The organism is Stutzerimonas stutzeri (assembly GCF_038561965.1).
In the GTDB taxonomy this organism is placed as follows: domain Bacteria; phylum Pseudomonadota; class Gammaproteobacteria; order Pseudomonadales; family Pseudomonadaceae; genus Stutzerimonas; species Stutzerimonas stutzeri_AA.
On sequence record NZ_CP139348.1, the window covers coordinates 2,190,611 to 2,217,046 of the forward strand.

A 26,436-nucleotide genomic window follows, 5' to 3' on the forward strand; every position below is an offset into this window, starting at 1 on the left:
TCACTCGGTCGACTCCTTGGCGGCCCGTTGAAGAGAGGGGGCTTGCGCCCCCTTTTGAATTAGACGAGCCCTTGTTCAGCGAGTGAAGCCGATGCATGGCCAGCCACGATTACGTGGTCGAGGGTGCGCACGTCGACAAGTTCTAGCGCCTGCTTGAGGCGTCTGGTCAGTGCCTTGTCCGCTTCGCTCGGCTCGGGATGTCCGCTTGGATGGTTGTGGGAGAAGATCACCGCCGCTGCATTGAGCCGCAGGGCCTCCTTCACCACTTCGCGGGGGTACACCGAAGCAGCGTCGATGGTGCCGCGAAACAGTTCTATGTATTCGATCAACCGGTGCCGGTTGTCCAGGAACAGGGCAGCGAACATCTCGTGTTCGAAACCTGCGAGCTTGGCCCGCAGGAAGTCCTTGACGATTTCTGGCGACGTGAATGCTGCGCCTCTCTTCATCTTCAGATCGATGGCGCGCCGCGCGGCATCGAGTATCTGTTCAGGGGTTGCCGGTACATAACGGCCCGCATCGTCTCGAACCAGCAGGATGGATTCGGCGAAGGAAGTGTCGTTCGACATATCGGTGCTCCGGTTGCTCGGGCGAGATTGCCCGGACCCGACCCGGCACGGCGCAGCGCAAGCAGTCAGGGGGCGAAGCCGGCGCCAGCCGCGAAAACGCGACGCGGGTGAAGCCCTTGACGGCGAGCACGCCGTGACAAGGTGAAGGAAAACAGCAAGTCCGCCCCATTAACTCTCTGGCACGATATGACAGGCAACGACGCAAGCTGCGCGCGTAGGCCTTGCGCCTATCATCGGCCGTGGCCGCACCCGTAGTTTAAGTCGTCCAGAACGCGGACAAAAAAAAGCGCCCCTTCGGGCGCCCAATGCTCCTCACTGGTTTGTGAAGAGCAAGCAGTGCGGGGTCGTTTTCACCCCGCGCAAACCGTAGCGCACATGGCTCAGCGCATGCGGAACTGGGTCACAAAAAAAGCGCCCTGGATTGCCAGGGCGCCTTGGCGTCATTCGGTCTTGCTTCGGCTCCACATCAATACGTGGGAGCCTTCGGATCCTTCCAGCAGCCGTGCGTATACGGTGGTGGGGAAAGCCGGATCATCGAGCGCGACCGACAGGTAGGGGCGATCGTTCTGGCTGAGCTTCTGCCAGGCGGCCCCGATCTCGACTCCGCCCGAGGTGAGAATGCGATAATCGGGCGCATTGGCTGTGCCCTTTTCGTTGGGCACGAAGGCGATCTTCGCTTTGAGCGTCAGGGTATGCAGCGTTCCGGTGAAGCCGTCGTTGAGGGTGGTGAAGGTGCCGATGTTGGCCATGGTGTTTCTCCTTTCGGATTGAGGGCCGCGCCTATCGCGTCCTCGTTGTGATCCGGTCGGTGGGAGAGGGCGGGCCGCACTGCTTGCAGCCGTAACGCAGAGAAGGACCGTAGGGACCTAACAATTTGCGTCGCGAGGAAGCCGGGCACCGGCGGGGAAATTGTTTGGTTCCGCGGTTGTGGGCAGAAAGCCCGAGCCCTCCAGGATTCACTACGAGCAGAGGACGCTGGCCGGCGCTCTGGCAGGGGCAGACTCCAGGCTTAACCGATGACCCTGCGCAAGACGACCATTCGCATGGTGCGCATTTATGAGCCGTCGCGACGTGGCCGTGCCCTGCCATGGTGAATGCCGTGCGCGATGAGTCGACGAGGCGCCACAGTGCGGGATCGTCGGGCAGATGACCGAAGTGACCTTGATCGATATGCTCCGCCACGATCGATGTTCCGGCCACCCACTGGAGCGCGGGCGGGCCAGGCTGGCCGCAACGTGGCTTATGAGTAGAAGATTGCGGTGCAAAAAAAGGCCCCAGTGGGGCCTTTTTTGCGATCGCTCTATCAGCGAACCCTGAATCGATTCACCAGCGCCGTCAGGCGAGCATTGGTGCTGAGCAAGGACTCTGTGCTTCGATCGACGCTCACACCGCTTTCGACCAATTCGTCGACAACATGCCGCACGGCGACCATGTTCCGGTTGATCTCCTCGGCTACGGCGCTCTGTTCTTCCGCCGCGGTGGCGATCTGGGTGCTGAGATCATTGATGTGAACGACCGAGTTGGTCATTTCATCAAGTCCAACGGTGACCTGAGCCGTTTTGTCGGCTGTCGCCTGGCAGCTCGCCTTGGTTTGTTCCATGGCCTGCACGGCAGATCCGACGGCATCCTTCAGCCGCTGCAGGGTTTCATTGATTTCGGACGTGCTCTGTTGAGTGCGTGCGGCAAGTGCGCGGACCTCGTCAGCAACGACCGCGAAGCCACGGCCCTGTTCGCCGGCTCGGGCAGCCTCGATCGCCGCATTCAGCGCAAGCAGGTTGGTCTGCCCGGCGATGTCTCCAATGACGCCCAGTACATCGTTGATGCGCTGGGCATCGGCCTGCATCGCCTGGACTTTCGCCGTTGCGCTTTCCACCTCGCTGACCAGCGAGCGCACGCTGCTCGATGCATCGTCGACCACCAACCTGGAGGAAACCGCGTTGTGATTGGCCGTTTGGGTGAAGCTCGCCGTGTCGCTGGCGCTCTGGGCAACCGACTCGGCCGTCGAACTCATCTCGTTGATCGCGGTAACGGCCTGGTCGGTTTCCGAGGCGTGCCGGGCCAGCGCTTCATTGGTCGAGCGTGAGAGCAGCTTGAGCTGAGCGATTTCGGACTGGATCTGGGTGGTGGCATCGCTTACGTCGATCATCATCTTCTGCAAGTAGCCGATGAAGCCGTTAACTGAGCGGCCGACCTGGTCGACTTCGTCCTCGCCCTTGATATCGATACGTTTGGTCAGATCGGCGTCGCCTGCGGAAAGGGAATCGATATTTGTCTTCAGGACCGTAAGTCGCTTCATTAGCTGGCTGATCGCAACGAGCATCAGCGCGAGCAGGACAACCACCATCGGGATCTGCAGGAACGCGAGCGTTCCGAGCATCTCATCGCTTCGTGCCTCGAGCTTGGCGGTCGGCAGGGCTGCGGCGAGGAACCACGGCGTACCTTCGATTGGTGCCATGAAGAAAGTGAATGCGTCGCCGGTCGTACTGGTGAACATGTTGCGGCGCAAGGGTTGCGTTGTGCTGGCCAGAGCCTTTTGCACCGTCGCGATGAACGGCGATTGGCTGGCCAGTTCCGACACGTTGCGCAGCACCATGTCCGAACCAAGCTGCGGCTGGTTGCTGAGGATCTTGCCATCGGCCTCGATGATCATGACCTCGCCGCCGATCTCGTCCTGCTTTTCGGCAACCAGGCGGTTGAAGAAGCCGAGGGTCAGATCGATGGTCGACACGCCCCAGGGTGAGCCTTCTTTATAGATTGTCATCGCGCAGTTGGTGCGCGGCTCGGCACTGGCGTCGTCCTGGTAGGCCGCCGCCCAGACGCATTTGCCGCGCGGCGCCAGCAGGCCCCCCTTATGCCAGGGCTCGTCGAAGTAGTTGCGCGATTCGGCCGAGTTCCAGTGGGTATTGACGATCAGTTTCCCGGACGCATCCCGGTGATAGAAGGTGCTGTGCTTGGCGCGACCCGGCGTGCGGACCTCGGGAAGTGGCCAGATCCCACCACCGAATACCTTGATGTCGCCGTACTGGTCCACGAGACCCGGCAGGACCCGGTCGATCTCGTCACTGGCGAGCATCGGCACCGTCTGGGTGATACTGCGTGCCTGCGCCTCGACACGGGCGAGTTCCAACGAGATGTGTTCGCCGATCTCGGTGACCTGCGACATGACGATGGTTTCGCCTGCCTCCATAAGCTGTGGGGTAACGAAGCGCTTGATGCCCAGCATCGTGAGCAGCATGACCAGAAGAACGAAGCCGATGAAGGCAGCGGTGTAGCGAGCTTTGATGGTACGCAAAGAGAGCATGGATCCTGAACCTTGAGACAGCCGGCCCAACGGAGGGCATGGCGATGGTGCGCTATCGGCTTGTTGACCGATTAGTTAAGAAATCGGCGACTGGCGGTCGCCCGGGTTCAAGGCAGGCTTCACACACTCGATATAATAGAAGTAGAGGGCTCGGCTGCGAGCAGATGGTGTGGTGGGAGTTTTGCGGGGATCCGTTGAGCATCGTTGAACAGTGTAGGGCGTTGATTGCAGTAGGACGCCGTTGAAAAAGTATTTAAAAACAACAAGATAGGTGTTCGATAACCCGCATGGGGTGCAAGGGGTCGAGTGTTCGAATCACTCCGTCCCGACCAAACAAATCAACGAAAAAGGTCGGTTGCGAAAGCACCGGCCTTTTTCGTTGTGGGACTTTTGCAGGGCTTCCTTCATCCTGCCTTCCTCCTCAATATCGTTAGTGTCGCCCCCCACGAGTCGGTTGCCGATATCCCGTTGGGCTCATCGATCAGTTTGCCCGGTTCGGCCGTCGAGTAGTGGCTGGTGATGCTGCCGTTCTTGTGGCCCAACAGGATCGTCCTGTCTTCCTCCGTCAAGCGCGGGCGCGAAGCCTGCGGCCGAACGTGTGCTTCAGGTCATGCACGCGGATCGAAGCAAAATCCGGCGGTGCTATGCCGGAAGCGCTGCTCATACATCGCTGCCGCTCGCTTCCTTGCTTTGCGCCATGCAGAGCCATCATTCGATGCGTTGGGGTAGGGTGGCCAACCCGTAGGGCTCACACTGGGTCCGAACCTCGTTGCCTCTCGATCACCGATTTGGCGGCATGGATCAGCACGATCAGGCGCTCGTCGCCGTACTTCACCCCCGCGTAGTCATGTTGCCCGCTGAGGTCGGCCAGATGATGAAGAACATGCTGTTTCCAAGTTCCGGCAGCGGAATTTCTCAATCCTAACTTGGCTACCTCCTGCTCCCGAGAGCCGCTATGGATCTGTTGAGGGCCATCCTTCGCAAATGATCGGACAGTTGGTGAACAGAGCAGGATCTGTTCATACCAAGATAGCGTATGGGCCTGGCGCGTCGACGTCTGAGGTGCAGCTGCGTAATCATCGTGGCCGTATCGCGCCAGAGTCGTCTTGTCTCATCGCGTCACTTCAGGCACACAGCTCCAAGACACGTATGACTCTCTCGATCGCAAGGTTTATTGTCCGCGGTGGAGACAGGCCGCAAATGCTTTGCCGGTTGCCGCGTAATCGGCCAGCCAGTCGGTCTCGGATGTACGGAGCCAACGACTCGTCGTCCACATGGTCGACGGGCAAATCGCGAGGTGGGGCCAAATGTTCAAGGTAGAGCGCAGTGAGTGCTGGACGACTGGGGCCTTGAAATTCGACTAGGTTGCAGATCGCCGCTTCCCTGCAACGGTACAGCCCGGCGGCTTAGTTCTGGTCCTGCGCGTCCAGGACTTATTCGTGTCGGTGAGCTGGCGTACAGCCTCTTGCTTGAACTCTGGGCTGTGGCGTTGATACGTACGTTTGTCGATCATGGGACACCTTCCTACCTGACGGTATAGTCACATTCGAGGTCTCCGTAAAATCAGGGTCAGTTCAATTCGCCCCCCTTTTTCTCGATGCGAAAAAAGCATGGCACACTCCAAGTTGGTGCCTGTTTTCTAAGCGTGAAGGTGAGATAGATGCAGCCGCAAGCAGCAAGGAGAACGTTGCAGACCCAGCTAGAGGCACTTGGACTTTCAGATGGGAAATGGCTGGCGGCAATGGCTGATCTTGCCCGGCTGCGGTCAGTTGCAAAGAATGAGGTCGTCATTGAAGCGGGACAGATACCGACGTACTTCTACATGGTGCTCGCCGGCACGGCTCGCTATTACTACCTATCGCCAAACGGCAAGGAATGGAACAAAGCTTTTTTCCGAGAAGGCCAGTTAATCGGATCACTTAGCTCATACCTCAAGCGTCAACCTTGTACCTATACGATCGCGGCGGTCGAGCACTGCCAACTGGCAGCATTGCCGGTCAGTGTTTTTGACGATCTGAGCGAAACCGGGCAGCCGCTTCAAGGTTTGCTCAACCGATACATCCGAGAAATCATGCTGCGCAATGAGGAGCGCGAGGCCTTGCTGCTGACTTGCAACAGTGAGGCTCGCTACCGGTGGCTGATTGAGCATCAGGGGTGGCTCGTATCCCGAGTGGCCCAATATCATCTGGCAAGCTACCTGGGCATAGAGCCCGCCTCCCTATCGCGTATTAAACGTCATGTTGGGTGATTAGCGCTTCTAGCTGCAGGTTCAACTGCGCAACCACACTGCGACACCACGCCTCCTGCGTACTTGGCACATCTGTTAACCGAACAACAAGCTCGCCGCTTTCGGTGTGACGGGTACTGATGGTGACCTTCCCCACATGTGGCTCGATGAGCTCCTCAAGGAGCAGCTCAGTAATGTGTTCACGCAGCTTCGGCTTGAAGACCTTGCCCACAGCAGTTATCGGCAGTGTATCCAAGACGACAATCCTTTTGGGGCAAGCAGGTCGTTCATCGATATGAGTCATTGCAAACTCTTGCAGCTCTTCGCAAGTGGCATGTGCCCCTGCCCGGAGCTGTACGAAGGCGACAGGCAGTTCTCCTGCATATTTATCAGGCATGCCAACCGCAGCTGCCATACCCACTGCTGGGTGTTGCTCCAGAGATCCCTCGATCAATCCCGGGTCAATGTTGTGGCCGCTGCGAATTATCAGGTCCTTAGCGCGTCCGGTAATGAACAGATTGCCTTCTTCGTCGACTCGACCCAGGTCTCCGGTCCTAAACCAGCCGTCCTCGCAGAGCTGCTTCTCTGAACCGAGATAGCCAGGCGATACCATGGGGCTTCGGATGCAAATTTCTCCGGAGTCAATGCGCACCTCTGAGGGAGCAGCAACCTGACCAACGCTCCCCCACACTGGAGGCTTGGAAAGGTTGGGAAGCGCAATGACACCGCTGCACTCTGTCATGCCATAGGCTTGATACAGGTGTCGTCCCAGCTTTTGCTGGGCGAGCTCATGAAGCTTCAGGGGAACAGGCGCTCCGCCCGAAACCAGAAAGCGCAACGTGCCGATGTCGTTGTGTTCTACGGGCGTATCAAGCATGGATGCCATCGAGGTGGGAATACCGCTGCTGATGGTCACGCCCAAGTGCTGGATCAAGCGCCAGTGGTTCCGTATCACCGAAGGATTGCGAAAGCCCGCCGCGGTCGGGAGTACCAATTGGCCGCCGGCCGCTAGGATCGCCAAACTGTTCACTATCGCGCCTGCTACATGAAAGATCGGCAGGCCATTAATGGCGATATCAGATTCCGTCAGCTGCATGCTCTGCACAACGGCAAGCGCGCCTGCGGTCTGATTGGCGTGAGTGTGGCAGGCTAACTTCGGCGTCCCGGTTGTCCCGCCGGTATGGTAGTACGCAGCGATATCTCCCGGTGAGGGCGCCGCATCTGCACCCAAAGGAATGTCTGCGTAGCGGTTCACCAGGGCGTCGTAATGGAGTGAGCCTGCCGCGCTTAGAACCGAGACGCACTGTGGCTGGCTGGTAAGTCGACCAGCAACCCGTTCAGCTTTTCCCCAGAGGTCACTGCCCTCCATAGGGCCCATCACGAAGATAAGATCCGTCTTGGCTTTTTCCATCAGTTGAAACAGCGCTTCTTCGCTAAGGAGCGGATTCAAAGGGTTGGCGACACCAGCTGACTCGGCAGCCCAAAGTAAGGTTTGAGCTTGCGGAATATTCGGTAGGAGAAGTGACACCACAGGCCGACGTTTGCCAGTCAGCGTCCTCATCATGTTGACCGACTTGTGCAGCTTGCTTAACAACTGCTCGTAGGATTGAGCATATCCAGGATTGAGGTCATCAGCGTCTTCGACGTAGTGAATAGCGGTCGACTTGGGCACTTTCTGGGCAGACGCCAAGATGAGTTCATAAACGGTGGCAGGGCAATTATTTTTCATTGTTATGGGCTTATGCAGAGCAAGAGGCGCCGATGATCCCCTGGCAGATCTGTCAGCTCATTAACATATGTCAACGGATCGAGCCCTGTGAATCGCCCACGCCCTGAGCACAGCCGCTCCATTCAGCGTGCTCGCCTGCGCTTCAGGTAAAGGAAAAGAGCGCGGGTTACGAACATGCGATTACTCTGTGCTCCCGCTCACTACACGGATTTGCGCAGCGCTTTCGATCGTAAGAGTTCTGGAACTGGCCACTCGAATCAGCCTGTCTCTACGCATCCGTTCCCTATAGGCCTACAGTCCGCGGTGCGCGAGCCCGCGTGGAGCAAGGGCAGGGTGGCTACGGTTGGTTACCGGAAACCCGCCACGCTGTTGGTGGACGCCACCCGCATTCACGCCGTACAAGGTGAGCGGGAACAGCAAAGTCGTACCCGCCATCCGGCACTTTATCGTTTGCGCTCGCATCTTTTGGGCTCTACAGCGTAACGTGCAGCCACCAACGGCCCGGCAGTGTCATGCGAGGAGGATTCGATGACGACCGACAAACAGCAATTTGCCAGCGATAATTATTCCGGCATCTGCCCCGAAGCCTGGGAGGCCATGGCGAGGGCGAATCTGGGCCACGATAGGGCGTACGGCGATGACCAATGGACCGCCCGCGCCGCTGACCATTTCCGCGCATTGTTCGATACCGATTGCGAGGTGTTCTTCGCCTTCAACGGCACGGCTGCCAATTCCCTGGCATTGTCGTCCCTCTGCCAGAGCTACCACAGCGTGATCTGTGCAGACATCGCGCATGTAGAGACGGATGAATGCGGTGCACCAGAGTTCTTCTCTAACGGCTCCAAGCTGCTGCTCGGCAGAACTGAGCAGGGCAAGCTCACGCCGGCGGCCATTCGTGAGATTGCCTTGAAGCGTAAGGACATCCATTACCCCAAGCCACGCGTAGTGAGCCTGACCCAGGCCACGGAAGTCGGTACCGTCTATCAGCCCGACGAGCTGCGTGCCATCAGCGACACCTGCAAAGACCTCGGGCTGCACCTGCACATGGATGGCGCCCGCTTCGCCAACGCCTGCGCTCATCTGGGCATGCCGCCAGCCGAGCTTAGCTGGAAAGCCGGCATCGACGTGCTCTGTTTCGGGGGCACCAAGAACGGTATGGCGGTAGGTGAGGCCATCCTGTTCTTCAATCGCGAACTGGCCACCGATTTCGAGTATCGCTGCAAGCAGGCCGGCCAACTCGCCTCCAAGATGCGCTTCCTTTCGGCGCCCTGGGTCGGACTGCTCGAGAACGGCGCCTGGCATAGATACGCCGAGCACGCCAACCATTGTGCCCAGTTGTTGGCGGCCCTGATTCAGGACTTGCCTGGCGTCGAGTTGATGTTCCCGGTACAGGCAAACGGCGTGTTCGTCAGCCTTCCGCCATCGGCGCTGGAAGCGCTGAGAAACCGCGGCTGGATGTTCTACACGTTTATCGGCGTTGGCGGCGCACGCTTCATGTGCTCGTGGGACACCAGCGAAGCTCGGGTACGCCAGTTGGCAGATGATATCCGCGCGACCATAACCGGCCCCGTATAGGCAGCGCGATGCACGGCTCGCACCGCCCGCGAACATGCGGTACCGCTTATTTAGCTGGGCCCGCCTAAGAAACTGGCGGGTAGCTGGCGTTTAGCATGGATCTGATTCCACGCAGTGCTTGGCGAATACGGCTCTGGTTCTCTATCAGCGCAAAGCGGACGTGATCATCGCCATATTCGCCAAAACCGACCCCGGGGGAAACGGCGACTTTGGCCTCTGCCATCAGCTTTTTGGCGAACTCAAGCGAGCCCAGGTGTTGGTATCGCTCGGGTATTTTTGCCCAGACATACATGGTTGCTTTGGGTTGCTCGACCATCCAACCGAGAGCTCGCAACCCCGAGACCAGAACATCTCGGCGGGCTTGGTAAGTTTTAGCGATTTCCTTCACACAGCTTTGGTCGCCCTCCAGCGCCGCTATTGCGGCGACCTGAAGCGGGGTGAACATGCCGTAGTCGTGGTAGCTCTTGATACGAGCCAGGGCGTTAACGAGTTCGGCATTGCCCACCATGAAGCCAACGCGCCATCCGGCCATGTTGTAGCTTTTCGACAGCGTGAAGAACTCGACTGCTACATCCTTGGCTCCAGGTACCTGCATGATCGAGGGGGCTTGCCAGCCATCGAACACGATGTCCGCGTAGGCGAGGTCATGCACGACCAAGATGCCGTATTGCTTGGCGAGCGCGATCACCCGCTCGAAGAAATCGAGTTCGACGCATTGCGCCGTCGGGTTCGACGGAAAGCCAAAGATCATCATCTTCGGTGTTGGAATGGATTCACGAATGGCCCGCTCCAGCTCGATGAAAAAGTCCACGCCTGACACAAGTGGAACGGAGCGGACTTGAGCGCCGGCGATCACCGCGCCATAGATATGGATCGGATAGCTCGGGTTGGGTACGAGCACCGTATCCCCGGCGTCCAGCGTAGCGAGCATCAAGTGTGCCAGCCCTTCCTTGGAGCCGATCGTCACGATTGCCTCGGTTTCCGGATCAATCTCGACGTCGTATCTACTCTGGTACCACTGGGTGATCGTGCGGCGCAGCCGAGGAATGCCTTTTGAACTCGAATAGCCGTGCGTATCGTCCCGCTGAGCGACCTCACAGAGCTTTGTCACGATATGCGGTGGAGTCGCGCCGTCCGGATTACCCATGCTGAGATCGACGATATCCTCCCCCCTGCGTCTCGCTTCGAGCTTCAGCTCCGCTGTGACATTGAAAACATAAGCAGGAAGGCGATCGATTCGACTGAACGCCATCTTGGAGGGAATGGGGGCTGACTGACTGTTATTGGACATTTGGATCTCGAGAATAAAGGCGGATATCTTGAACGGGAGCTGGTTTTGTAATCGGCGGGCTAGCGGATGCCAAAGACTAACCCCCCGAAAAAGGTCATCAGAGTGAAATTGAAACGGCCTTGCCTTGAGGAAAAGAACAACATGCCAATGCATAGCCCGCCGCGCGTTCAGTCGCTCTCAACGCAAAATCGGCGCTGCGATGTATGTCGCCACTGTTGATGCGAATCTTGCAACTACCGCAGACTCCGGTCCTGCACTGGGTCTTTATCGGAATGCCGTGGGCTTCGAGCCCATCCAACAACGATTGATCCGATTGCATGACGAGCTCTTTGTCGATGCCCTCGATGTATAGCGTGACAGGGTGGGGACGACCATTCGTGATTTCGTCAGTTTCCGGAGCGGAGAATGATTCAATGAGATAGTGCGCCCTCTCATATACTTGATTGCATTGCTCGTGAAGTGACTGAGCGAAGCTATGGCCCCCGCAAATAATTACCGTATCCGGCTGCGCATGCTCGGCGAGCAATGAGGCCTGTATGCGGCCGCTTCGGAACTGAACAGTACTGTGCCGGATAGGGCTGCGGGTGATGAACAAGCGAATGCTGAACCAGTCGGTGCTCATGTCAAGCTTGAGAAGTTCGCCAAGGAAGGGGATATCGGTTACGTCTGGTGCGCTTAGAAAAAGGGTAGTCTTGGGTACGGGAAGGCCGGCGTCGTGAAGCGTCGAGAGGGATTTTATAAGGCCATAAGGAAGCGTGATCCCTATGCCTCCGGCTAGCAGTACCAGCTCACTGGCGCCAATCAAGGCTTCAGATGTGATCTCACCAGCGGCGCCCGTCGCGCCAACCACGACCCCTTCCTTGAGATCGGCATGGAGCCTATCCGAAACGCCACCGCGTCCGGTTCGTTGAACGGCTATGACTATCAAGTCGTTTTCTGGCTTTCCGATAACTGTATAGCTGCGTTGTTGACGTATTCCGCTGCAGTCGGGAAATACGATGGATATGTACTGTCCTGGTTCTGGGGTGGTGCTGTGACTGATATCTAGAATGCGTAACTTAAATGTCTTCACGTTCCTTGCTACTTCGCAAGCCTGTTCGCATCGAAGAAACATAATGTCTTCCATGGGAGCCTCTATTGCCTGATAATGCCGAATTGTTTTTATGTGCACCTATTAGTGCCGTGAACGTTAGGACTAAAGCCCAATGCGTTCAATGAGGTTCTCGACGGAGTCGGTATAGACGTTGATTTCGCCAAGCTCCGCGCTGTCATTAATAATTTCTTGGTAATAAGGAAGGCCAGCAAGTGCAAAAGCATGTTCCCATGCTTTCAGCTCATTGTTGGCGAACATGGAAACGGTTCTCCGTATAATTTTTTCCAGATGGTTTTTTTCCGATAGGGCCAAGCCGTTTACAATGTCGGCTGCCACGAAGCTGAACACGCTGGAGTGACTCCACTCGTCCATTGCGTGGGTTTTGGTTACCTGATGGCAAATTTTCTGGATCGAATCATCTTCGGCCATTGTCTTCAGGTAATCGGTGATCAGCGTTTCGCTCGCGCATGCGATACCGAATCGGGTTAGACGCCGCTCCCACTCTGCCGTACAACTCCCAATTACTTCATTGCGCCATTTGATTAAATTAAAATCGCTGAAGTCGAAATAATCTAGATTTCTGCGATCATAGATATAATTGCATGCATTCAACGACATTTTCGTATGAAGCGCTTCGTCCAGCAAAGCTTCTGCCATGACGTTCTGGAGAACTGCACGGTTACCTGTGTTGCTAGGAGGTGTTTTTATTATGTCTTCGCACGCTGGAGTGACAATATCGCATTCGATATATATCGTCTTTAAGTTGTATATGATCCAAGCATATGACAGGCACTTGGATTTTATCTGTTCTGGTGCTCTGGCCCATGCCCCGTGGTTGCGGAACGGTAGAAGAGACTCGCTGTAGTCGTTTCGGCTTGGATCAAATGCAAGTTCATTATATTTTCCTTGTGGCTTGTTAACGGCTGCCCTTGTTTCCCAAAGTTCTGACAGCTTATTTAGCATATCTGCTACGGAGTTATGCTGTCCTGCGGGTTGCGCTGCGTGCATGATGTTTCTCCTCTTCTGGTGGTCTCGTAAGTTGAATGGTTGTCTTTATATGTTGCGACTCTGTTACGAGCTGGTGCCGTTTGTCGGTGTCCTTGTTAATTAATTATTTTGGGCGGCCGGAACTGCTGGCGAAACAAGTTGCTTCGCCATAGTTGAAGTTAGGTGTTCTGGTTTTGTGTTGGCTATGCCTCAAATAAGATCTGGGGCTGGTAGTCGGGCTCGTCAGCAAATGGGAGTTGGGAGGCGTCTAGGGCTTCTTGATCTGTCATCAATCCGGATTGAACAAGCGAGGAGCCAGAAGCTGGCCAACGTCGTAGCCAGCATCATTAAAAAACTCATTAAATTGCCTCGGCAGCAGAGGGGCGTCGGGCAGGGCTCAACTGCTCCGCAGGTATAACTAACGTGCGCCACGCGTTGTAGGCCATCAATATCATCCCGATCACAAAAAGTGATCCGCCTAGAAGGCGCACTACATAACCCGAATGGCTCGCTTCCAACGCTTCAACGAACGAATAGGTCAGGGTACCGTCGTCATTTACAGCTCGCCACATCAAGCCTTGTGTGATGCCGTTTACCCACATTGAGGCTATGTAAAGAACGGTTCCAGCCGTTGCGAGCCAGAAGTGCACGTTGATGAGCCTGACGCTGTACATTTTTTTCTTGCCCCAAAGCTCGGGGATCATGTTGTACAGCGTGCCAATGGAGATCATCGCCACCCATCCCAAAGCGCCTGCATGGACGTGGCCGATGGTCCAGTCAGTGTAGTGAGAAAGCGCATTGACGGTCTTTATTGCCATCATCGGACCTTCAAACGTTGACATGCCATAGAACGCGAGGGAAACAACCAGAAAGCGAAGGATTGGGTCAGTCCGCAACTTATGCCACGCACCTGAAAGCGTCATCATTCCATTGATCATCCCGCCCCAGCTTGGTGCCAGCAGAATAATTGACATGGCCATACCCAAGCTTTGGGCCCAGTCCGGTAGAGCGGTGTAATGCAGGTGGTGAGGGCCGGCCCAGATATATAAACTGATGATCGCCCAGAAATGTACTATTGAAAGTCTATATGAATAGACTGGCCGGTCAGCTTGTTTAGGTACGAAGTAATACATCATTCCCAGAAAGCCAATTGAGAGGATGAATCCTACAACACTGTGACCGTACCACCATTGGATCATTGCATCGGTTGCTCCCGAGTATATGGAGTACGACTTTAATGCACTTACCGGTATCGCTAAATGATTGATGACGTGGACCATTGCGGTCACGATGATGAATGCGCCAAAGAACCAATTTGCCACGTAGATATGGGAGGTCTTTCGTTTAGCGATCGTCCCGAAGAACAAGTAGCAGTATATCGCCCAAACCGCCGTAACCCAGGCGGCGATCGGCCATTCCATCTCTGCGTACTCTTTGGAAGTGGTATAGCCCAGCGCGTAGCTTACGATCATCGCCAGGATCGCTAACTGCCATCCCCAGAATACGAAACTCGCAGCCGCAGAAGAAATAAGCGGGGTTTTGCATGTTCGCTGCACTACGAACAGCGAGGTAGCGAACAGGACACTGCCGCCAAATGCAAAGATGACAAGGTTTGTATGGATCGGACGAATCCGACCGAAACTTGTCCATGGCAAGTCGAAGTTCAAACCTGGCCAGACGAGCTGCGCGGCAATGAACACGCCCATTCCCATGCCCAGCACGCCCCACACAAGTGCCGCCAACGTAAACTGGCGTACCACCTCATAATTCAGCGTTTCGTTAGTGTTATTCACGTCTTGCCCTCACCGGTGACTCGGTTGAATCGGCGCGCTCTGGGGGACAGCGCGTCATCCATGCGATTCGCCTGCGTCGAATCCCGGCCCGCCCAGGCGCTTGGCCCAAGACTCAACGGTGCTGGTCCTAATGCGATTTGCCACAATCTTCTCCCAGGAGGGCGGCAATCGAAGCGACTGCAAGCGCGTCAATGCGTCCAGGTCCATCGGGTTCACGTAGAGGAGCTGAAGCACTCTGCGCAGTGGCCACTCGGCGTTCGGTCGGTCGATCAGGTTCAGCGCTGCGCCGACTTCAAATGCCCCAGGCTTGAGCACCCGGTAGTACCAGCCAACTTTGCCGCTGCGTTGCATTTCGAGGGCAACGCCCCGGACGGCAAACCGATCATCGAGTTTCCAGCAAGGCTGACGGGTCTGCGAAACCTCCAGCACCGTGGATCCGCACGAGATGATGTCTCCCATGCAGATGTTTTCTTCGGTTATTCCTACAGTTGATATGTTTTCGCCAAAGGCGCCTGGGGCTTGCAGTAGCTTTCGATCTCCGAACGCTTGTCTCCAGTGGCGATAATGGTCGTACGGGTAGTGGTGGATAGCCTTGTCAGGCCCGCCATGAACACGTCGATCTCCTTGCTCGTCACCTTCGAGCCCCTCAAGCCCGACGCCGACCGAGCCTGTGCGCGGTCTTTTGTCGATTCCACTGAAGGTCTCGGGCCGAGTAAATGGCACCGCTGTTCCGGTCATGATGGTTTGAATCGTCCCGAGTAGCATTTATGCGGCTCCGTCAGTTCCGATCCAGCCAGGATGCAAAGACCGTCTGTGCAGCGGCGAGCAGTTCGTCGGCGCATGCCTGTGCTTGCTCTCTGATCACGCGGGGGTCGAGCTTGATGCTGTCGAGCTCACCTGCATGGCCGACCAGCCAATGCTCAATACGCTGCGGATTGGCCTCGAGGTGGAACTGAAGGGCTAGAACCGATGTGCCAACCGAAAACGCCTGGTTTGGGCAGATTTCGGTTGCTGCCAGCCGCGTCGCTCCCGCTGGAATTTCGAACTGATCGCCATGCCAGTGCAGCACCGGTATCCCGCCACTTAGTGGCTCCAGGCAGGACTGCAAGCCCTCGTCGGTTAGCGATATCGGTGCAAAGCCGATCTCTTTTCTCCCCATGGGGCCGACGTTGCTGCCCAGTGCTCGTGCTATCAGCTGAGCGCCAAGGCAAACTCCCAGTATTTTCTTGCCGCACTGAAGCCGCTGTTCGACGAACGAAAGCACGGATTTGAGGAACGGGTACTTCGCTTCGTCAAATGCACCGATTGGGCCGCCGAGAACAATCACCAGGTCTGGTGCTGACGGATCGTGATTCGCGAACGAGTCGAGGTTCGCGTCCAATGTTTCGATTTGGTATCCGCGGCTATCAAGAATTTGCTGCAGCGAGCCGAGATCTTCGAAAGCGAGAAAGCGGATGACGAGGGCGGTTTGCATTTATGTACCAATACAATAGAATGAATGTATGAATACAATAGCTAGCGGATCGACCGCTGTCGAGATCGCTGAATCGATCGAACAGCAAATTCGTTCGGGTTTTTACCCGGATGGCGCCCTGCTGCCTGCCGTCAGATCACTCGCGCAGCAGCTTCAAGTCAGCCCAAACACTGTGGCGGCGGCCTATAAGCTGCTGCGTGATGCGGCCCTGATAGTTACCGACGGACGGCGCGGTACGCGTGTGGCGAGTGAGATGCCGACGGCCGAGACGCAAACCACCATTCCGGAAGGTTTGCGGGACATGGCCTCTGGAAATATTGACGGGGCTACACTGCCTGCCATCGAGGCTGGCTGGCTCACGGAGAGCCAGTCCGGCTATGACGTGCAAAGTAATGACCCACAGCTGCTTGATGTTGCGGGCCGGTGGCTGGCTGAGCAGAGAATTCCCTGTCAGCAGCTGGGCATCTATTCGGGAGCGCTCGACGCCGTAGAGCGGGCGCTTCGCCTGCGTTGCCGGCCAGGAAACAAGGTAATCGTGGAAGATCCTTGCTGGCCGCCAGCGCTGGCATTACTGGCGAGCCTGCGACTCAAGGCGGTTCCCGTACCCGTAGACGAAGAGGGCGCGATGGTCCCCTCTACTGAAATCCTTCGCTCGGCGGCGGCGGTCATCTTGACGCCGCGTGCGCATAACCCCACCGGCTTTTGCATAAGTAGTCGCCGTTGGAAGCAGTGGGTCGACAGGCTTGCAGATGCGCCCGATACGCTGCTCATTCTTGACGATCATTGGGGGCCGCTCAGCGCTGCCGAACCCTTGAGCTTCGGTCGTGAGCCTCTTAGTTGGGTCTACGTTGTGTCGGTCAGCAAATTCCTTGGGCCGGACTTGCGCGTTTCGGTGGTCACGGGCACCTCCAGCGTGCTCAAGAGCATGCACCACCAGCAGACGCTCGGCCCCCGGTGGGTCAGCCTTTTGCTACAGAGGCTTGCAGGGCGCCTCTGGCAAAAAATGCTCGATAGCAATCGCCTATCGGCAGTGGGGGCTGAGTATTTGCAACGGCGTTCGTCCTTGGTCCAGGGGCTGAATGACTTAGGCATAGCCGTGCCCACTCAGGGGGAGGGCCTGCATGTGTGGCTGCCCGTCTCGGATGAGACCTCTGTGGTCCAGACGCTGGCATCGTTGGGCTGGGCCATCCAGGCGGGCTCGCCGTTCAGGTTGGAAAGCCCGGCGGCTGTACGCGTCAGTATCGGCAACCTGAACCCTATCAGCGTGCCCGCTTTAGCGCGCGATGTTGCTCATGCATTGAAGCAGCGTCGCCGAACGGTTAACTGAACGAGTGCAGCAAATCGCCTGGAGTGCTGGGTCATTGCATGCAGAGGCTCAAGTCTTCGGCGAAGCGGGCCGCCTGGTCCGCGTCCATCGTCGAGGTAGTGATGCGAATGCCGCGCACCTGCTCTTGCACGGTGAAGCCCGTGCCGCTGCGAACGACCCAGCCCCGCTGGGCCAGATGGAGAATGATCGGTTCGACATCTTCATCAAGCGGCACCCAGACGTTGAGCCCATCACACGGATGTCCGGCCTGTACACCATGGGCCCTCAGTGCGGCGAGCAGAAGATCTCGGCGATGCTTGTAGTCCGCTCGAGCGCGTTCGATTTTTGCTCCGACCAGCGGCGAGGTCAGGCAGGTATGAGCGATATCTTGCAAAAGGTGACTCACCCAGGTTGTGCCTGAAGCCAGCCGCAACCGAAGCCGCTGTGATGTTTCCCGATCGCTGCCGATAGCAGCGAGTCGCAGATCCGGGCCAAGCGCTTTGGATACGGACCTGATCAGAGCCCAGCGTCGGCTGGAGGCGGGGATGACCTGGTGGAATGCCGCTTCGGATAACAGTGCGAAGTGATCATCGACGAGCACTAGAACCTGAGGGTGTCGCTCAAGCACGGCGCGTATTTGTGCGGCCCGCTCAGCGCTCAAGCTTGAGCCGGTAGGGTTGTGAGCGCGGGGGGTGATCAGCACCGCCTGCACACCCTTCGCTAGTGCGGCTTCAAGCGCGTCAGTTTGCATCCCTTGCTCGTCAACAGGGACACCGACGGCCTGCAGGCCAGCAATGCGCAGTGTGTTGATACTGCTGATGAAACAAGGGCTCTCGACCGCAACCTTGTCGCCGGATACAAGATAGGCGGCCAGCAGGCGCTCAACTGCGTCGACTGCGCCATGGGCCAGGTCGATTTCCGGAGGCGAAGGGCAATCGTCAACCAGCCATCGATAGGCCACGTCCTGAAAGGTCGGATCAACCGGCGCGTCGCCGTACAGCCGCAGGCGTGATTGCCGTTGTGCCAGTGCGAGAGCCGGATCAGGCAGCCATATGGGGTTCGGGTTGCCGCTCGATAAATCAATCAATCGAGAGTGCCCGATGCCGCCTTCCTGCTCACCGGGCCCGGCCGTTTCACAAACCACCGTGCCCAGCCGTCCTCGGGTTTCAGCAACACCTGCAGCGACCAATCGTTTATACGCCGCGGCGACGGTGTTGCGGTTGACCCCGAGTTCCGATGCCAGCTGACGCACGGGCGGTAGCGACTGACCAGGAGTTAGCTGCTGCGCCTGCACTTGGCTTCGTATCGTTTCAAAGATGTCGATTGCGGTCTTGTTTTTAGTTTTCATATTGTCCTATGACAATGTTTACTTGGGCACAGGACAATCTTACACTTTGCGAAAGCGGTTGCTACCTCAAGGCAATCGATCCCACGCAGCTTGAGCGGATAGCTTCAGCCGTGGCTCACCAGCAGGCTGCAATGGAGTATGTGTTTGATGGCTGTCAGCATCGATTTCACCGGCGTGTCGGGTGCAGAGCCGCTTCCACTGGACGTGATTTCGATCCAATCGCAGGTTGTCTACGGGTGCGTAGGAAACAGCATCGCCGTGCCCGTACTGAATGCCGGCGGTCTCTCCGTGGGGGCCATACCCACCGTCTTGCTCAGCAATACGCCTCACTACTCCACCTGCCATGGCGGTGCGCTTCCGACTAGCTGGTTCGCTGGCTACCTCAAAGATCTGGAAGCCCGGGATGCGCTGCGCTCGGTAAGAACCGTGCTGGTGGGCTATCTGGGCAGCACGACACAGGCGGCGGTACTTGCCCGCTGGTTGGGCACGGTACTGGAGAGGCACCCGGGTATACGCGTTCAGCTGGACCCCGTCCTTGGTGATGATGACTGCGGCATGTATGTAGAGCCTGCGATGGTGAGTGCCTTTCAGACTCATTTGCTTCGGTTCGCCAATGGCCTGACACCCAATGCATTCGAGCTGGCTCGTCTATCCGGCCGCTGCGTTGAAACCGTCGAGCAGGTTATCGATGCCGCGCGCAGCTTGCTGACCGGGCGTACCCAGTGGGTCGTCGTCACCAGTGCAGCTCAACATGAGTGGCCAAGCGAACGTATGTACGTGGTGGTGGCTACGAAAGAGTCTGCAGAGGTGATCGAGCACGAGCGAGTCAGCGTCTCGCCCAAGGGCACCGGAGATTTTTTCAGTGCAGCCCTGGCCGCCGCATTGCTGAGGGGGATGGAGCTTACCCACGCCGTTAAGTTTGCCTGCCGCCAAGTCATTGATTCCCTAGCCCTTACACGCCAAAGCAATTCGGCTGAGCTGCGCTTGCCAGCATTTGGCACCTCTCTCTTCGCCAAGGAATGACTCCATGCCCGTCTATCGTTTAAACATTCGCCGTGATCAAAAGCATCTAGGTCATTTTGAGTCCGATGCGCCATGGGCCTTGGAGGCCGTACAAGACATCGCTCAACGTCTGCCTGCGGGCGAGGGCTATTGCATCGAGATGCAGGTATCCGATGGCGAACGCCGCTACCTGGAGGTCGGGCCCAGCGGAATCCGAGTACTGGGTACGGAGCGCAGCTTCCGGCCCGTAACGCAGCGTTCAGCGCTTCTCTCAGCAGTGGAGTGACAGGTCATGGACGATCAAAGCGCTCATCTGATGCATGCTTATGCCAGGCAGCCGGTTTACTTCACCCACGGGAAGGGCGCCCGCCTCTGGGACACTCATGGGCGGGAATATCTCGACGCCATCGCGGGGGTTGCCGTAACCAATCTCGGTCACTCTCACCCTGAAATAACCGCCGCCATTGCCGATCAGGCCGGTCGTTTGATGCATACCTCGAATCTGTTCGGCATCGAGTGGCAGGACTCGCTTGGTTCGAGGCTTTGTGCGATCTCTGGAATGCGTCGGGCGTTCTTTTGCAACTCAGGCGCGGAAGCAAACGAGACCGCATTGAAGCTGGCTCGCTTGCACGCAACCCGCCGAGGCGAAGCCCTGCCGGTCGTGCTGGTAATGGAGAACAGTTTTCACGGTCGTACACTCGCAACGTTGGCTGCGACCGGTAACCCAAGCGTACACCGGGGCTTCGAGCCGCTTATGCCAGGCTTCATGCGGGTGCCCTACGCCGATATCAATGCAGTCAGGTCGCTCGCTTCGCAGTTCCCCAATATCGTTGCGGTGCTGGTTGAGCCCGTTCAAGGCGAAAGTGGTGTACGTATTGCGCCGACTGAATATATGCAGGCGCTGCGAGAGTTGTGCACGGCCAACGACTGGCTGTTCATGGTGGATGAGGTGCAGACCGGCTTCGGCCGTACGGGGGCATGGTTTGGGTACCAGCATGCGGGAGTGCTGCCGGACGTGATCACCTTGGCCAAGGGCCTTGGCAACGGCTATCCAATCGGTGCGTGTTTAGCCAGAGGCGTCGCGGCGGATCTCTTTTCGCCTGGTCACCACGGTTCCACCTTTGGCGGCAACCCCTTGGCCTGTCGAATCGGCTGCACCGTGGTCGATGTGATGGAGCGAGATGGTGTACCGCAACATGCGAGGGTCATGGGGCAGCGCCTGGAAGGCGCACTTCGGCAAGGGCTCGCGGGGTGCGAAGGCGTTGTAGCGATTCGCGCACTCGGTCTGATGGTAGGCATCGAACTGGATCGCCCATGTACCGAGCTTTTGACCTGCGCATTGAAAGATGAAGCCCTGCTGATCAGCGTCTCGCGGGAACGAACGATCCGCCTGCTGCCGGCTTTGATCTGCTCCGAAGCTGAGATCGACGAGATTGCAGCTCGCCTGTCACGGATCGTTTGGAAATGGTCGCGCCTGCAGAGCGACACGCTGCGGCAAGCCTCGCTTGCGACGCTTTGATTGGCAAAGGGTGCTTTGCATCCATGTCTGTGCCCGTCGTATGGATGAAGCGAAGTAGTGCGGTCATCCCGCCACGGGACTCTGCTTGAAAAACGGATCGGCAGGCGGTCATTGAAAATCCCGACTTCGTACGTCCAGGCCCGTGAGCATGGGCGTGAGGTCGGTCAACCGACCGGCGATTACGTGGCGTACGCCATCTGCTGTCTCCAGGTAGCCGTCAATGCGCAGCATCTGCGATTGCACCAGCACCCGACGTTGGCGCTCGGCCAAGTCGTGCCATACCACGACATTGATCATGCCGAACTCGTCTTCTAGCGTGACGAAGATAACTCCGCTTGCCGTCTGTGGACGTTGGCGACCAACCACCAGGCCGGCAACGCTGACCGGGCGTTTGTGCTCCAGTGCGGCCAGGTCGCGTGAGCTTCGGCAGCGCTGGGCTGCGAGTTGGGGGCGTAGCAATTTCAATGGGTGTGGGCCGAGTGTGGTGCCCAGAGTGGCATAGTCGGTAAGCAGATCTTCGCCACAACTCGGCAGCGGCAAACTCACCGATGCTTCCTCGGTCGGCAGGCCGGCGAACAGTGGCAGCTGTGGTTCGATTCCTGCCATTGCCCAACGAGCCTGGTACCGATGGCCGGCCAGACCGCGCAAAGCACCGGCATCGGCCAGTTGCTCGCGGGCGCGAGCGTCGAGCCCGGTTCGCCGGCTCAGATCCTCGACATCTCTAAACGGGCATATCCGCCGTTCTCCCTCGATGTGTCGCGCGGCCTCTTCACGCAGGCCGCGAATCATCCGCAGGCCGAGGCGGATAGCCGGTTGCGGGTCACTGGTCGGTTCCAGGCTGCACTCCCATTCGCTATGGCGCACGTCTACCGGGCGTACTTCGATGCCGTGGCGGCGGGCATCCTGCAATATCTGGTCGGGGCTGTAAAAACCCATTGGCCAGCTATTGATCAGTGCGCAGGCGAAGGCCGCCGGTTCGTGGCACTTCAACCAGCAACTGGCGTAGGTGAGCAGGGCGAAGCTGGCTGCATGGGACTCGGGAAAGCCATAGCTGCCGAAGCCCTCGATCTGCCTGAAGATCCGCTCGGTGAATTCTTGTGTGTAGCCTCTGGCGAGCATCCTCGAGGTCAGGCGTATTCGATGTGGTTCCAGGCCACCGTGACGTTTCCAGGCGGCCATGCTGCGGCGCAGCTCGTCGGCCTCGCCCGCTGTGTACTGGGCTGCGACCATGGCCAGCTCCATGACTTGTTCTTGAAACAGGGGTACACCAAGGGTGCGTTCGAACACTGGGATGAGTTCCTCGGAGGGATATACCACTGGCTCCTCATCGTTCCGGCGGCACAGATAGGGATGCACCATGTCGCCCTGGATTGGCCCGGGACGAACAATGGCCACCTGAATCACGAGGTCATAGAAGGTCTTCGGCCGCAGCCGCGGGAGCATCGCCATTTGTGGCCGTGATTCGATCTGGAATACCCCGACGGTGTCGGCGCGGCTGATCATGGCGTAGGTTGCCGGATCCTCCTGCGGCAAGCTGGCCAGAGTCCAGCAAGTCCCGCGATAGTGTTCGATCAGGTTGAAGCAGCGGCGCAGTGCGCTGAGCATTCCGAGCGCCAGTACGTCGACCTTGAGCAGGCCGACCAGGTCGAGATCGTCCTTGTCCCACTGAATTACCGTGCGCTCGGCCATGCTCGCGTTTTCCACCGGTACCAGAGTTTCCAGCGGGTGCTCGGATATGACGAAGCCCCCGGGATGTTGCGACAGATGACGAGGGAATCCGATCAGCGACGCGGTCAACGTCAACACACGGCGCAGCAGTGGATTGTCCGGGTCGAAACCGGCCTCGATCAGGCGCGTAGCGGACGGCGCTCCCTCATGCCGGCGTCCACAGCAGTCGGCCAGCGAGTCGATCTGGTCCGCTGGTAGGCCGAGCGCCTTGGCGACGTCGCGAACCGCGCCAGCGCCGTGATAGGTGCTGGCCACCGCGGCGAGCGCGGCACGTCCGCGGCCATAACGGCGGAATATGTACTGGATGACTTCCTCACGGCGCTCGTGCTCGAAGTCGACATCGATATCCGGCGGCTCCTTGCGCTCACGGGACATGAAGCGTTCGAACAGCAGTCGACTGCCCGCGGGGTTCAGTTCAGTAATGCCTAGGGCATAGCACACCGTCGAGTTGGCTGCCGAGCCACGACCCTGGCAGAGGATGTGCTGCTCACGGGCGAAGCGAACGATGTCGTGCACCGTCAGGAAGTAGCTCTCGTAACGCAGTTCGGCGATCAATGCCAGTTCGTGCTCAATTCGCGCTCGGGCATCTGCTGGGACGCCGTCCGGCCAGCGCCAACTGCTACCCCGTTCGACCAGCGCGCGCAGCCAGGAGGTGGCGTTGTGGTCGGCTGGTACCAGCTCATGGGGGTAGTGATATTTCAACTGGCCGAGATCGAAACTGCAGCGCTTTGCGATGCGTAGCGTCTCGGCCAGCAGCTCTGGCGGGTAGAGTTCGGCGAGCTCCTCGCGGTGGCGAAGATGGCGCTCGCCGTTGGCAAACAGGTATGCACCGGCCTCGGCAACTGGCAGGTGGTGGCGGATGGCAGTCATGCAGTCTTGCAGGGCGCGGCGGCCGCGGGCATGCATATGCACGTCACCACAGGCGACCGGAGGGATATCTAGGCGCCCGGCCAGCGCAAGACTGTCGCGCAGGTGCCGTGCATCGTCGCCGCTGCGATGTAACTCAATCCCCAGCCATAGGCGAGTGGGGAAGCGCTCGCGCAACCAGTGGCCGTCGGCGTCGCCATCAATGTGATGCTGGGGAGTCCAGATCGCTATGAGGCCGTCGAGTTGTTCACTCAGATCCTCGCGCAGCAGGTGATATCGTCCTTTTTCGGCGCGGCGTCGGGCACGGGTTATCAGCCGGCACAAGGCCTGATAACCCGTGAGGTTCTCGGCCAGCAAAACCAGCTTAGGGCCACTCTCAATCCGCATCTCGCTGCCGACAATCAGCTGCAGGCGTGCTTTCTTTGATGCCTGCCAGGCACGAACAATGCCGGCCAAGGTGCATTCGTCGGTTATCGCCAGGGCGCGGTATCCGTGTCGGGCGGCACGCTCGAACAGTTCCTGAGCACTGGAGGCACCGCGCTGGAAGCTGAAGTTGGACAGGCAATGCAGCTCGGCGTAATCGGCGGTCATGCGAACCAGCCGTGCAGCAGCAACGGGCCTTCGCTGTCGAGCCTGCGGAACGCCCAGCCGCGTTGGCCGGTTCGGGTTTCTACCAGGTAATAGTCGCGCCGAATGTCCCCCCCATCCCACCAACCGGACTCGATTCGCACGGAGTCACCAAGGATGCGTATGGAGGTGTCGGATAGCGGTACCGGTGTGTCGAGCAGCCAGCCAGGCCTCGAACTGCAGGCCGGGAGCGCGACATGAGACGTCTGCTCGCTGGGCAGCCAAGTGCATTCGGGACGATGGTCGGCGCGGACACCCAGCGCCTGTACGGCATCGTCGCCCAATCGCGTGCGAAGCCGCTCGCGTAGTTGTTTCCAAGGTAGCGATTGCTGAGGGCGTTCGTCGAACAGCTGGCGATGTTCTGGAGTAAACACTGGCAGCTCGCGAGCGAGCAGGCGCAAGGCTTGTACCGGCGCCGTCAGCTGCAGTTGCTCCAGGCGTCCGCGGGTCAGTTCGAAGAGCATGGACGCTTCGCGCTCGGCGGCTAACAAGCCGACCGGGATTTGCGTATCGGTCTGGTTGCGATGCTGCAGATGCAGGACGAAGCGCTGCACACCGCTGTCGCGTCCCGACAGGTAGGCGGCAAGGTCAGCGGTCAGGCGACGCAGTGGAAAGAGAAGGGCCTGGTGTGACTCGACATCGAAATTCAATTCCAGGCGTTCATCGAACACGTCCGGAGGTCGATAAAAATCCAGTGCAAGTGGCCGGTAGCCAAGCAGGATATCGAGTTGAGCCAATACTTCAGAGGGGAAGCGCTTGGCCAGGCTGTCACGAGGCAAGGCAAGCAGTTGTTGTAGACGGCGCAGGCCCATGCGAATGAGGGAAGAGGTCACCTCACGGGACAGACCAAGACGTTCTACAGGCAATGGGTCGAGAGCCTGACGCAGCCCGGCAGCATCGGTTATGGCCAACCCGTCATGAGCGTTGGCTAGGATCCGTGCCGCCGCCGGGTTGGGGGCCAAGGTGATGCGATGGCTAAAGCCCAAGGCCGTCAACTCCTGACGCAAGCGTGCCTCGAAGCACGGCCAGGGGCCGAACAGGCTGAGGCTGGAATGCACTTCCAGCAGCAGACAGCGTGGGTAATGCAGGCTGACTTGCGCGCTATAGCTGTAAGCCCAGGAGGCAAGGAAGCGCTGCCAGCGTTCGATCGTGACCGGATCATACTCGGCTGTGGCAAAGCCCCGGGTCAGGGCCTGGGCTGCGATCAGCGACTGTCCAGGTTTGAGGCCGAGATTGCGCGCGGCTTCGTTGACGGCCTGCAGCACACGCCGCTGCGGTGGGCCGGCGAGCAGGGCCAGTGGCGAATCGGGATCATCGCGATGGCGTAGCACACCGTCCATGGCGAGTTGAGGCAACAGAATGCAAGCCCAGAGCATAGGCATGTGCTATTGCCAGGCAGCGGCTGGGAGAGGGGTAGCCGGAGCCAGACCACCGCGACACTTGATTACGCGTAGCTGGGCCGGTTGCGCCTCGATGGTCAGTCGCAGTGCGGCCGGTGATGGATTGTCTGCTTCATGCAGCGGCCGATAGATGAAACCAAGGGTTTGGCCGGTCTCGGCGGCAATCTGCAGGCGCCGCAAAGCCCGGTCATCTGCCTGCCGCGGCCAACACAGGACAGCGGCGCAGCTGCCCGAGCGCAGGCACTGTTCGGCAGCCCACAATGCATCGCGTCCCTTTGCCTGGACGATGACTAGCTGTCGCAGATCTACGCCGGCAGCGACCCAGGCCTGGGGGTAAGGACGATGGGGCGGCGAAATCAGCACCACGCGCTCGCCGATTTTGGTCAGCCGTGCCAGGGTCGGCCATAGCAGACGCAGTTCGCCGATCCCGGTGGCCGCGACGAGAAGCTCGCTGAGTGCCGATTCCGGCCAGCCGCCGCCAGGCAGAAAAGCATCCAGCATTGTGTTTCCGGTCGGTTGGGTGGCCGAACGAGAAACAACGGCCTGGCCACGCCAGATACGCCGGGTATCCAGCAGGCGGTCGAGGGCGACCACTGTAGTCAT

The 26,436-nt window shown here is 58.5% G+C and carries 21 protein-coding genes; 7 read left to right on the plus strand and 14 right to left on the minus strand.

What is annotated here, in order from left to right:
- Positions 1-59: 59 nt before the first annotated feature.
- The 3 genes from radC to SM130_RS10080 form a co-directional block, all read right to left on the minus strand.
- Positions 60-566 carry a RadC family protein gene (radC, locus tag SM130_RS10070; RefSeq protein ID WP_256045079.1) on the minus strand — a complete coding sequence of 169 codons (507 nt, stop codon included), beginning with the start codon at positions 564-566 and terminating at the stop codon, positions 60-62.
- Positions 567-1,006: 440 nt separating this feature from the next.
- Positions 1,007-1,315 (minus strand): DUF736 domain-containing protein, encoded by a 309-nt coding sequence (locus SM130_RS10075; RefSeq protein WP_256045078.1) that lies wholly within the window; start codon positions 1,313-1,315, stop codon positions 1,007-1,009.
- A 554-nt stretch (positions 1,316-1,869) separates the two neighbouring features.
- Positions 1,870-3,867, minus strand: a complete 1,998-nt coding sequence (locus SM130_RS10080; protein WP_256045077.1) for a methyl-accepting chemotaxis protein — start codon at positions 3,865-3,867, stop codon at positions 1,870-1,872.
- A 796-nt stretch (positions 3,868-4,663) separates the two neighbouring features.
- Here SM130_RS10080 and SM130_RS10085 point away from each other — a divergent pair.
- Positions 4,664-4,792, plus strand: a complete 129-nt coding sequence (locus SM130_RS10085) for a hypothetical protein (protein ID WP_342369139.1) — start codon at positions 4,664-4,666, stop codon at positions 4,790-4,792.
- Positions 4,793-5,527: 735 nt separating this feature from the next.
- Entirely contained in the window at positions 5,528-6,115 is a 588-nt protein-coding gene (locus tag SM130_RS10090; RefSeq protein WP_102823813.1) for a Crp/Fnr family transcriptional regulator, read from the plus strand.
- Here SM130_RS10090 and SM130_RS10095 read toward each other — a convergent pair.
- Positions 6,096-7,823: an AMP-binding protein gene (locus tag SM130_RS10095; protein ID WP_102823814.1), complete on the minus strand. Its 1,728-nt coding sequence runs from the start codon at positions 7,821-7,823 to the stop codon at positions 6,096-6,098. The two genes, SM130_RS10090 and SM130_RS10095, sit on opposite strands and share 20 nt — an antisense overlap.
- A 528-nt stretch (positions 7,824-8,351) precedes the next feature.
- Here SM130_RS10095 and SM130_RS10100 point away from each other — a divergent pair.
- A complete protein-coding gene (locus SM130_RS10100; protein WP_102823815.1) occupies positions 8,352-9,398 on the plus strand; it encodes a threonine aldolase family protein in 1,047 nt (348 codons plus the stop codon).
- Positions 9,399-9,462: 64 nt separating this feature from the next.
- On the opposite strand, the gene alaC is transcribed toward SM130_RS10100, so the two are convergent.
- The 6 genes from alaC to SM130_RS10130 all read right to left on the minus strand — a co-directional run bounded on the left by alaC (position 9,463) and on the right by SM130_RS10130 (position 16,036).
- A complete protein-coding gene (gene alaC / locus SM130_RS10105; protein ID WP_258006864.1) occupies positions 9,463-10,689 on the minus strand; it encodes an alanine transaminase in 1,227 nt (408 codons plus the stop codon).
- 97 nt (positions 10,690-10,786) lie between these two features.
- Positions 10,787-11,815 (minus strand): iron-sulfur cluster-binding domain-containing protein, encoded by a 1,029-nt coding sequence (locus SM130_RS10110; RefSeq protein ID WP_102823816.1) that lies wholly within the window; start codon positions 11,813-11,815, stop codon positions 10,787-10,789.
- 69 nt (positions 11,816-11,884) lie between these two features.
- The gene (locus SM130_RS10115) at positions 11,885-12,790 is read right to left on the minus strand and encodes a diiron oxygenase (RefSeq protein ID WP_256044893.1); all 906 of its coding nucleotides are present in this window, start codon (positions 12,788-12,790) and stop codon (positions 11,885-11,887) included.
- A 338-nt stretch (positions 12,791-13,128) separates the two neighbouring features.
- Positions 13,129-14,562 (minus strand): cytochrome-c oxidase, cbb3-type subunit I, encoded by a 1,434-nt coding sequence (ccoN, locus tag SM130_RS10120; RefSeq protein ID WP_102823817.1) that lies wholly within the window; start codon positions 14,560-14,562, stop codon positions 13,129-13,131.
- A 54-nt stretch (positions 14,563-14,616) separates the two neighbouring features.
- A complete protein-coding gene (locus SM130_RS10125) occupies positions 14,617-15,327 on the minus strand; it encodes an MOSC domain-containing protein (RefSeq protein ID WP_102823818.1) in 711 nt (236 codons plus the stop codon).
- A gap of 13 nt (positions 15,328-15,340) precedes the next feature.
- Positions 15,341-16,036, minus strand: a complete 696-nt coding sequence (locus tag SM130_RS10130) for a glutamine amidotransferase (protein WP_102823819.1) — start codon at positions 16,034-16,036, stop codon at positions 15,341-15,343.
- Between the two features lie 28 nt (positions 16,037-16,064).
- On the opposite strand from SM130_RS10130, the gene SM130_RS10135 reads away from it, so the two are divergent.
- Positions 16,065-17,363 (plus strand): aminotransferase class I/II-fold pyridoxal phosphate-dependent enzyme, encoded by a 1,299-nt coding sequence (locus SM130_RS10135; protein WP_102823820.1) that lies wholly within the window; start codon positions 16,065-16,067, stop codon positions 17,361-17,363.
- Between the two features lie 31 nt (positions 17,364-17,394).
- Here SM130_RS10135 and ptsJ read toward each other — a convergent pair whose 3' ends face one another.
- Positions 17,395-18,690 carry a transcriptional regulator PtsJ gene (gene ptsJ, locus SM130_RS10140; RefSeq protein ID WP_102823821.1) on the minus strand — a complete coding sequence of 432 codons (1,296 nt, stop codon included), beginning with the start codon at positions 18,688-18,690 and terminating at the stop codon, positions 17,395-17,397.
- Positions 18,691-18,837: 147 nt separating this feature from the next.
- Between ptsJ and pdxK the strand changes: the two genes are divergently transcribed.
- The 3 genes from pdxK to SM130_RS10155 are packed head-to-tail and all read left to right on the plus strand — an operon-like array spanning position 18,838 to position 21,211.
- Complete coding sequence (gene pdxK / locus SM130_RS10145; protein ID WP_102823822.1) at positions 18,838-19,713, plus strand: pyridoxine/pyridoxal/pyridoxamine kinase; 876 nt, start codon at positions 18,838-18,840, stop codon at positions 19,711-19,713.
- 4 nt (positions 19,714-19,717) lie between these two features.
- Positions 19,718-19,978, plus strand: a complete 261-nt coding sequence (locus SM130_RS10150) for a cytoplasmic protein (protein ID WP_102823823.1) — start codon at positions 19,718-19,720, stop codon at positions 19,976-19,978.
- Positions 19,979-19,984: 6 nt separating this feature from the next.
- Positions 19,985-21,211 (plus strand): aspartate aminotransferase family protein, encoded by a 1,227-nt coding sequence (locus tag SM130_RS10155; protein WP_102823824.1) that lies wholly within the window; start codon positions 19,985-19,987, stop codon positions 21,209-21,211.
- A gap of 108 nt (positions 21,212-21,319) precedes the next feature.
- On the opposite strand, the gene SM130_RS10160 is transcribed toward SM130_RS10155, so the two are convergent.
- From SM130_RS10160 to imuA, 3 genes are read right to left on the minus strand one after another with little or no spacing between them, the layout of a single operon-like run.
- Complete coding sequence (locus SM130_RS10160; RefSeq protein ID WP_102823825.1) at positions 21,320-24,397, minus strand: error-prone DNA polymerase; 3,078 nt, start codon at positions 24,395-24,397, stop codon at positions 21,320-21,322.
- Positions 24,394-25,809 carry a Y-family DNA polymerase gene (locus tag SM130_RS10165; RefSeq protein WP_102823904.1) on the minus strand — a complete coding sequence of 472 codons (1,416 nt, stop codon included), beginning with the start codon at positions 25,807-25,809 and terminating at the stop codon, positions 24,394-24,396. The genes SM130_RS10160 and SM130_RS10165 overlap by 4 nt, the downstream gene beginning before the upstream one ends.
- Positions 25,810-25,818: 9 nt before the next feature.
- Complete coding sequence (gene imuA, locus SM130_RS10170) at positions 25,819-26,436, minus strand: translesion DNA synthesis-associated protein ImuA (RefSeq protein WP_102823826.1); 618 nt, start codon at positions 26,434-26,436, stop codon at positions 25,819-25,821.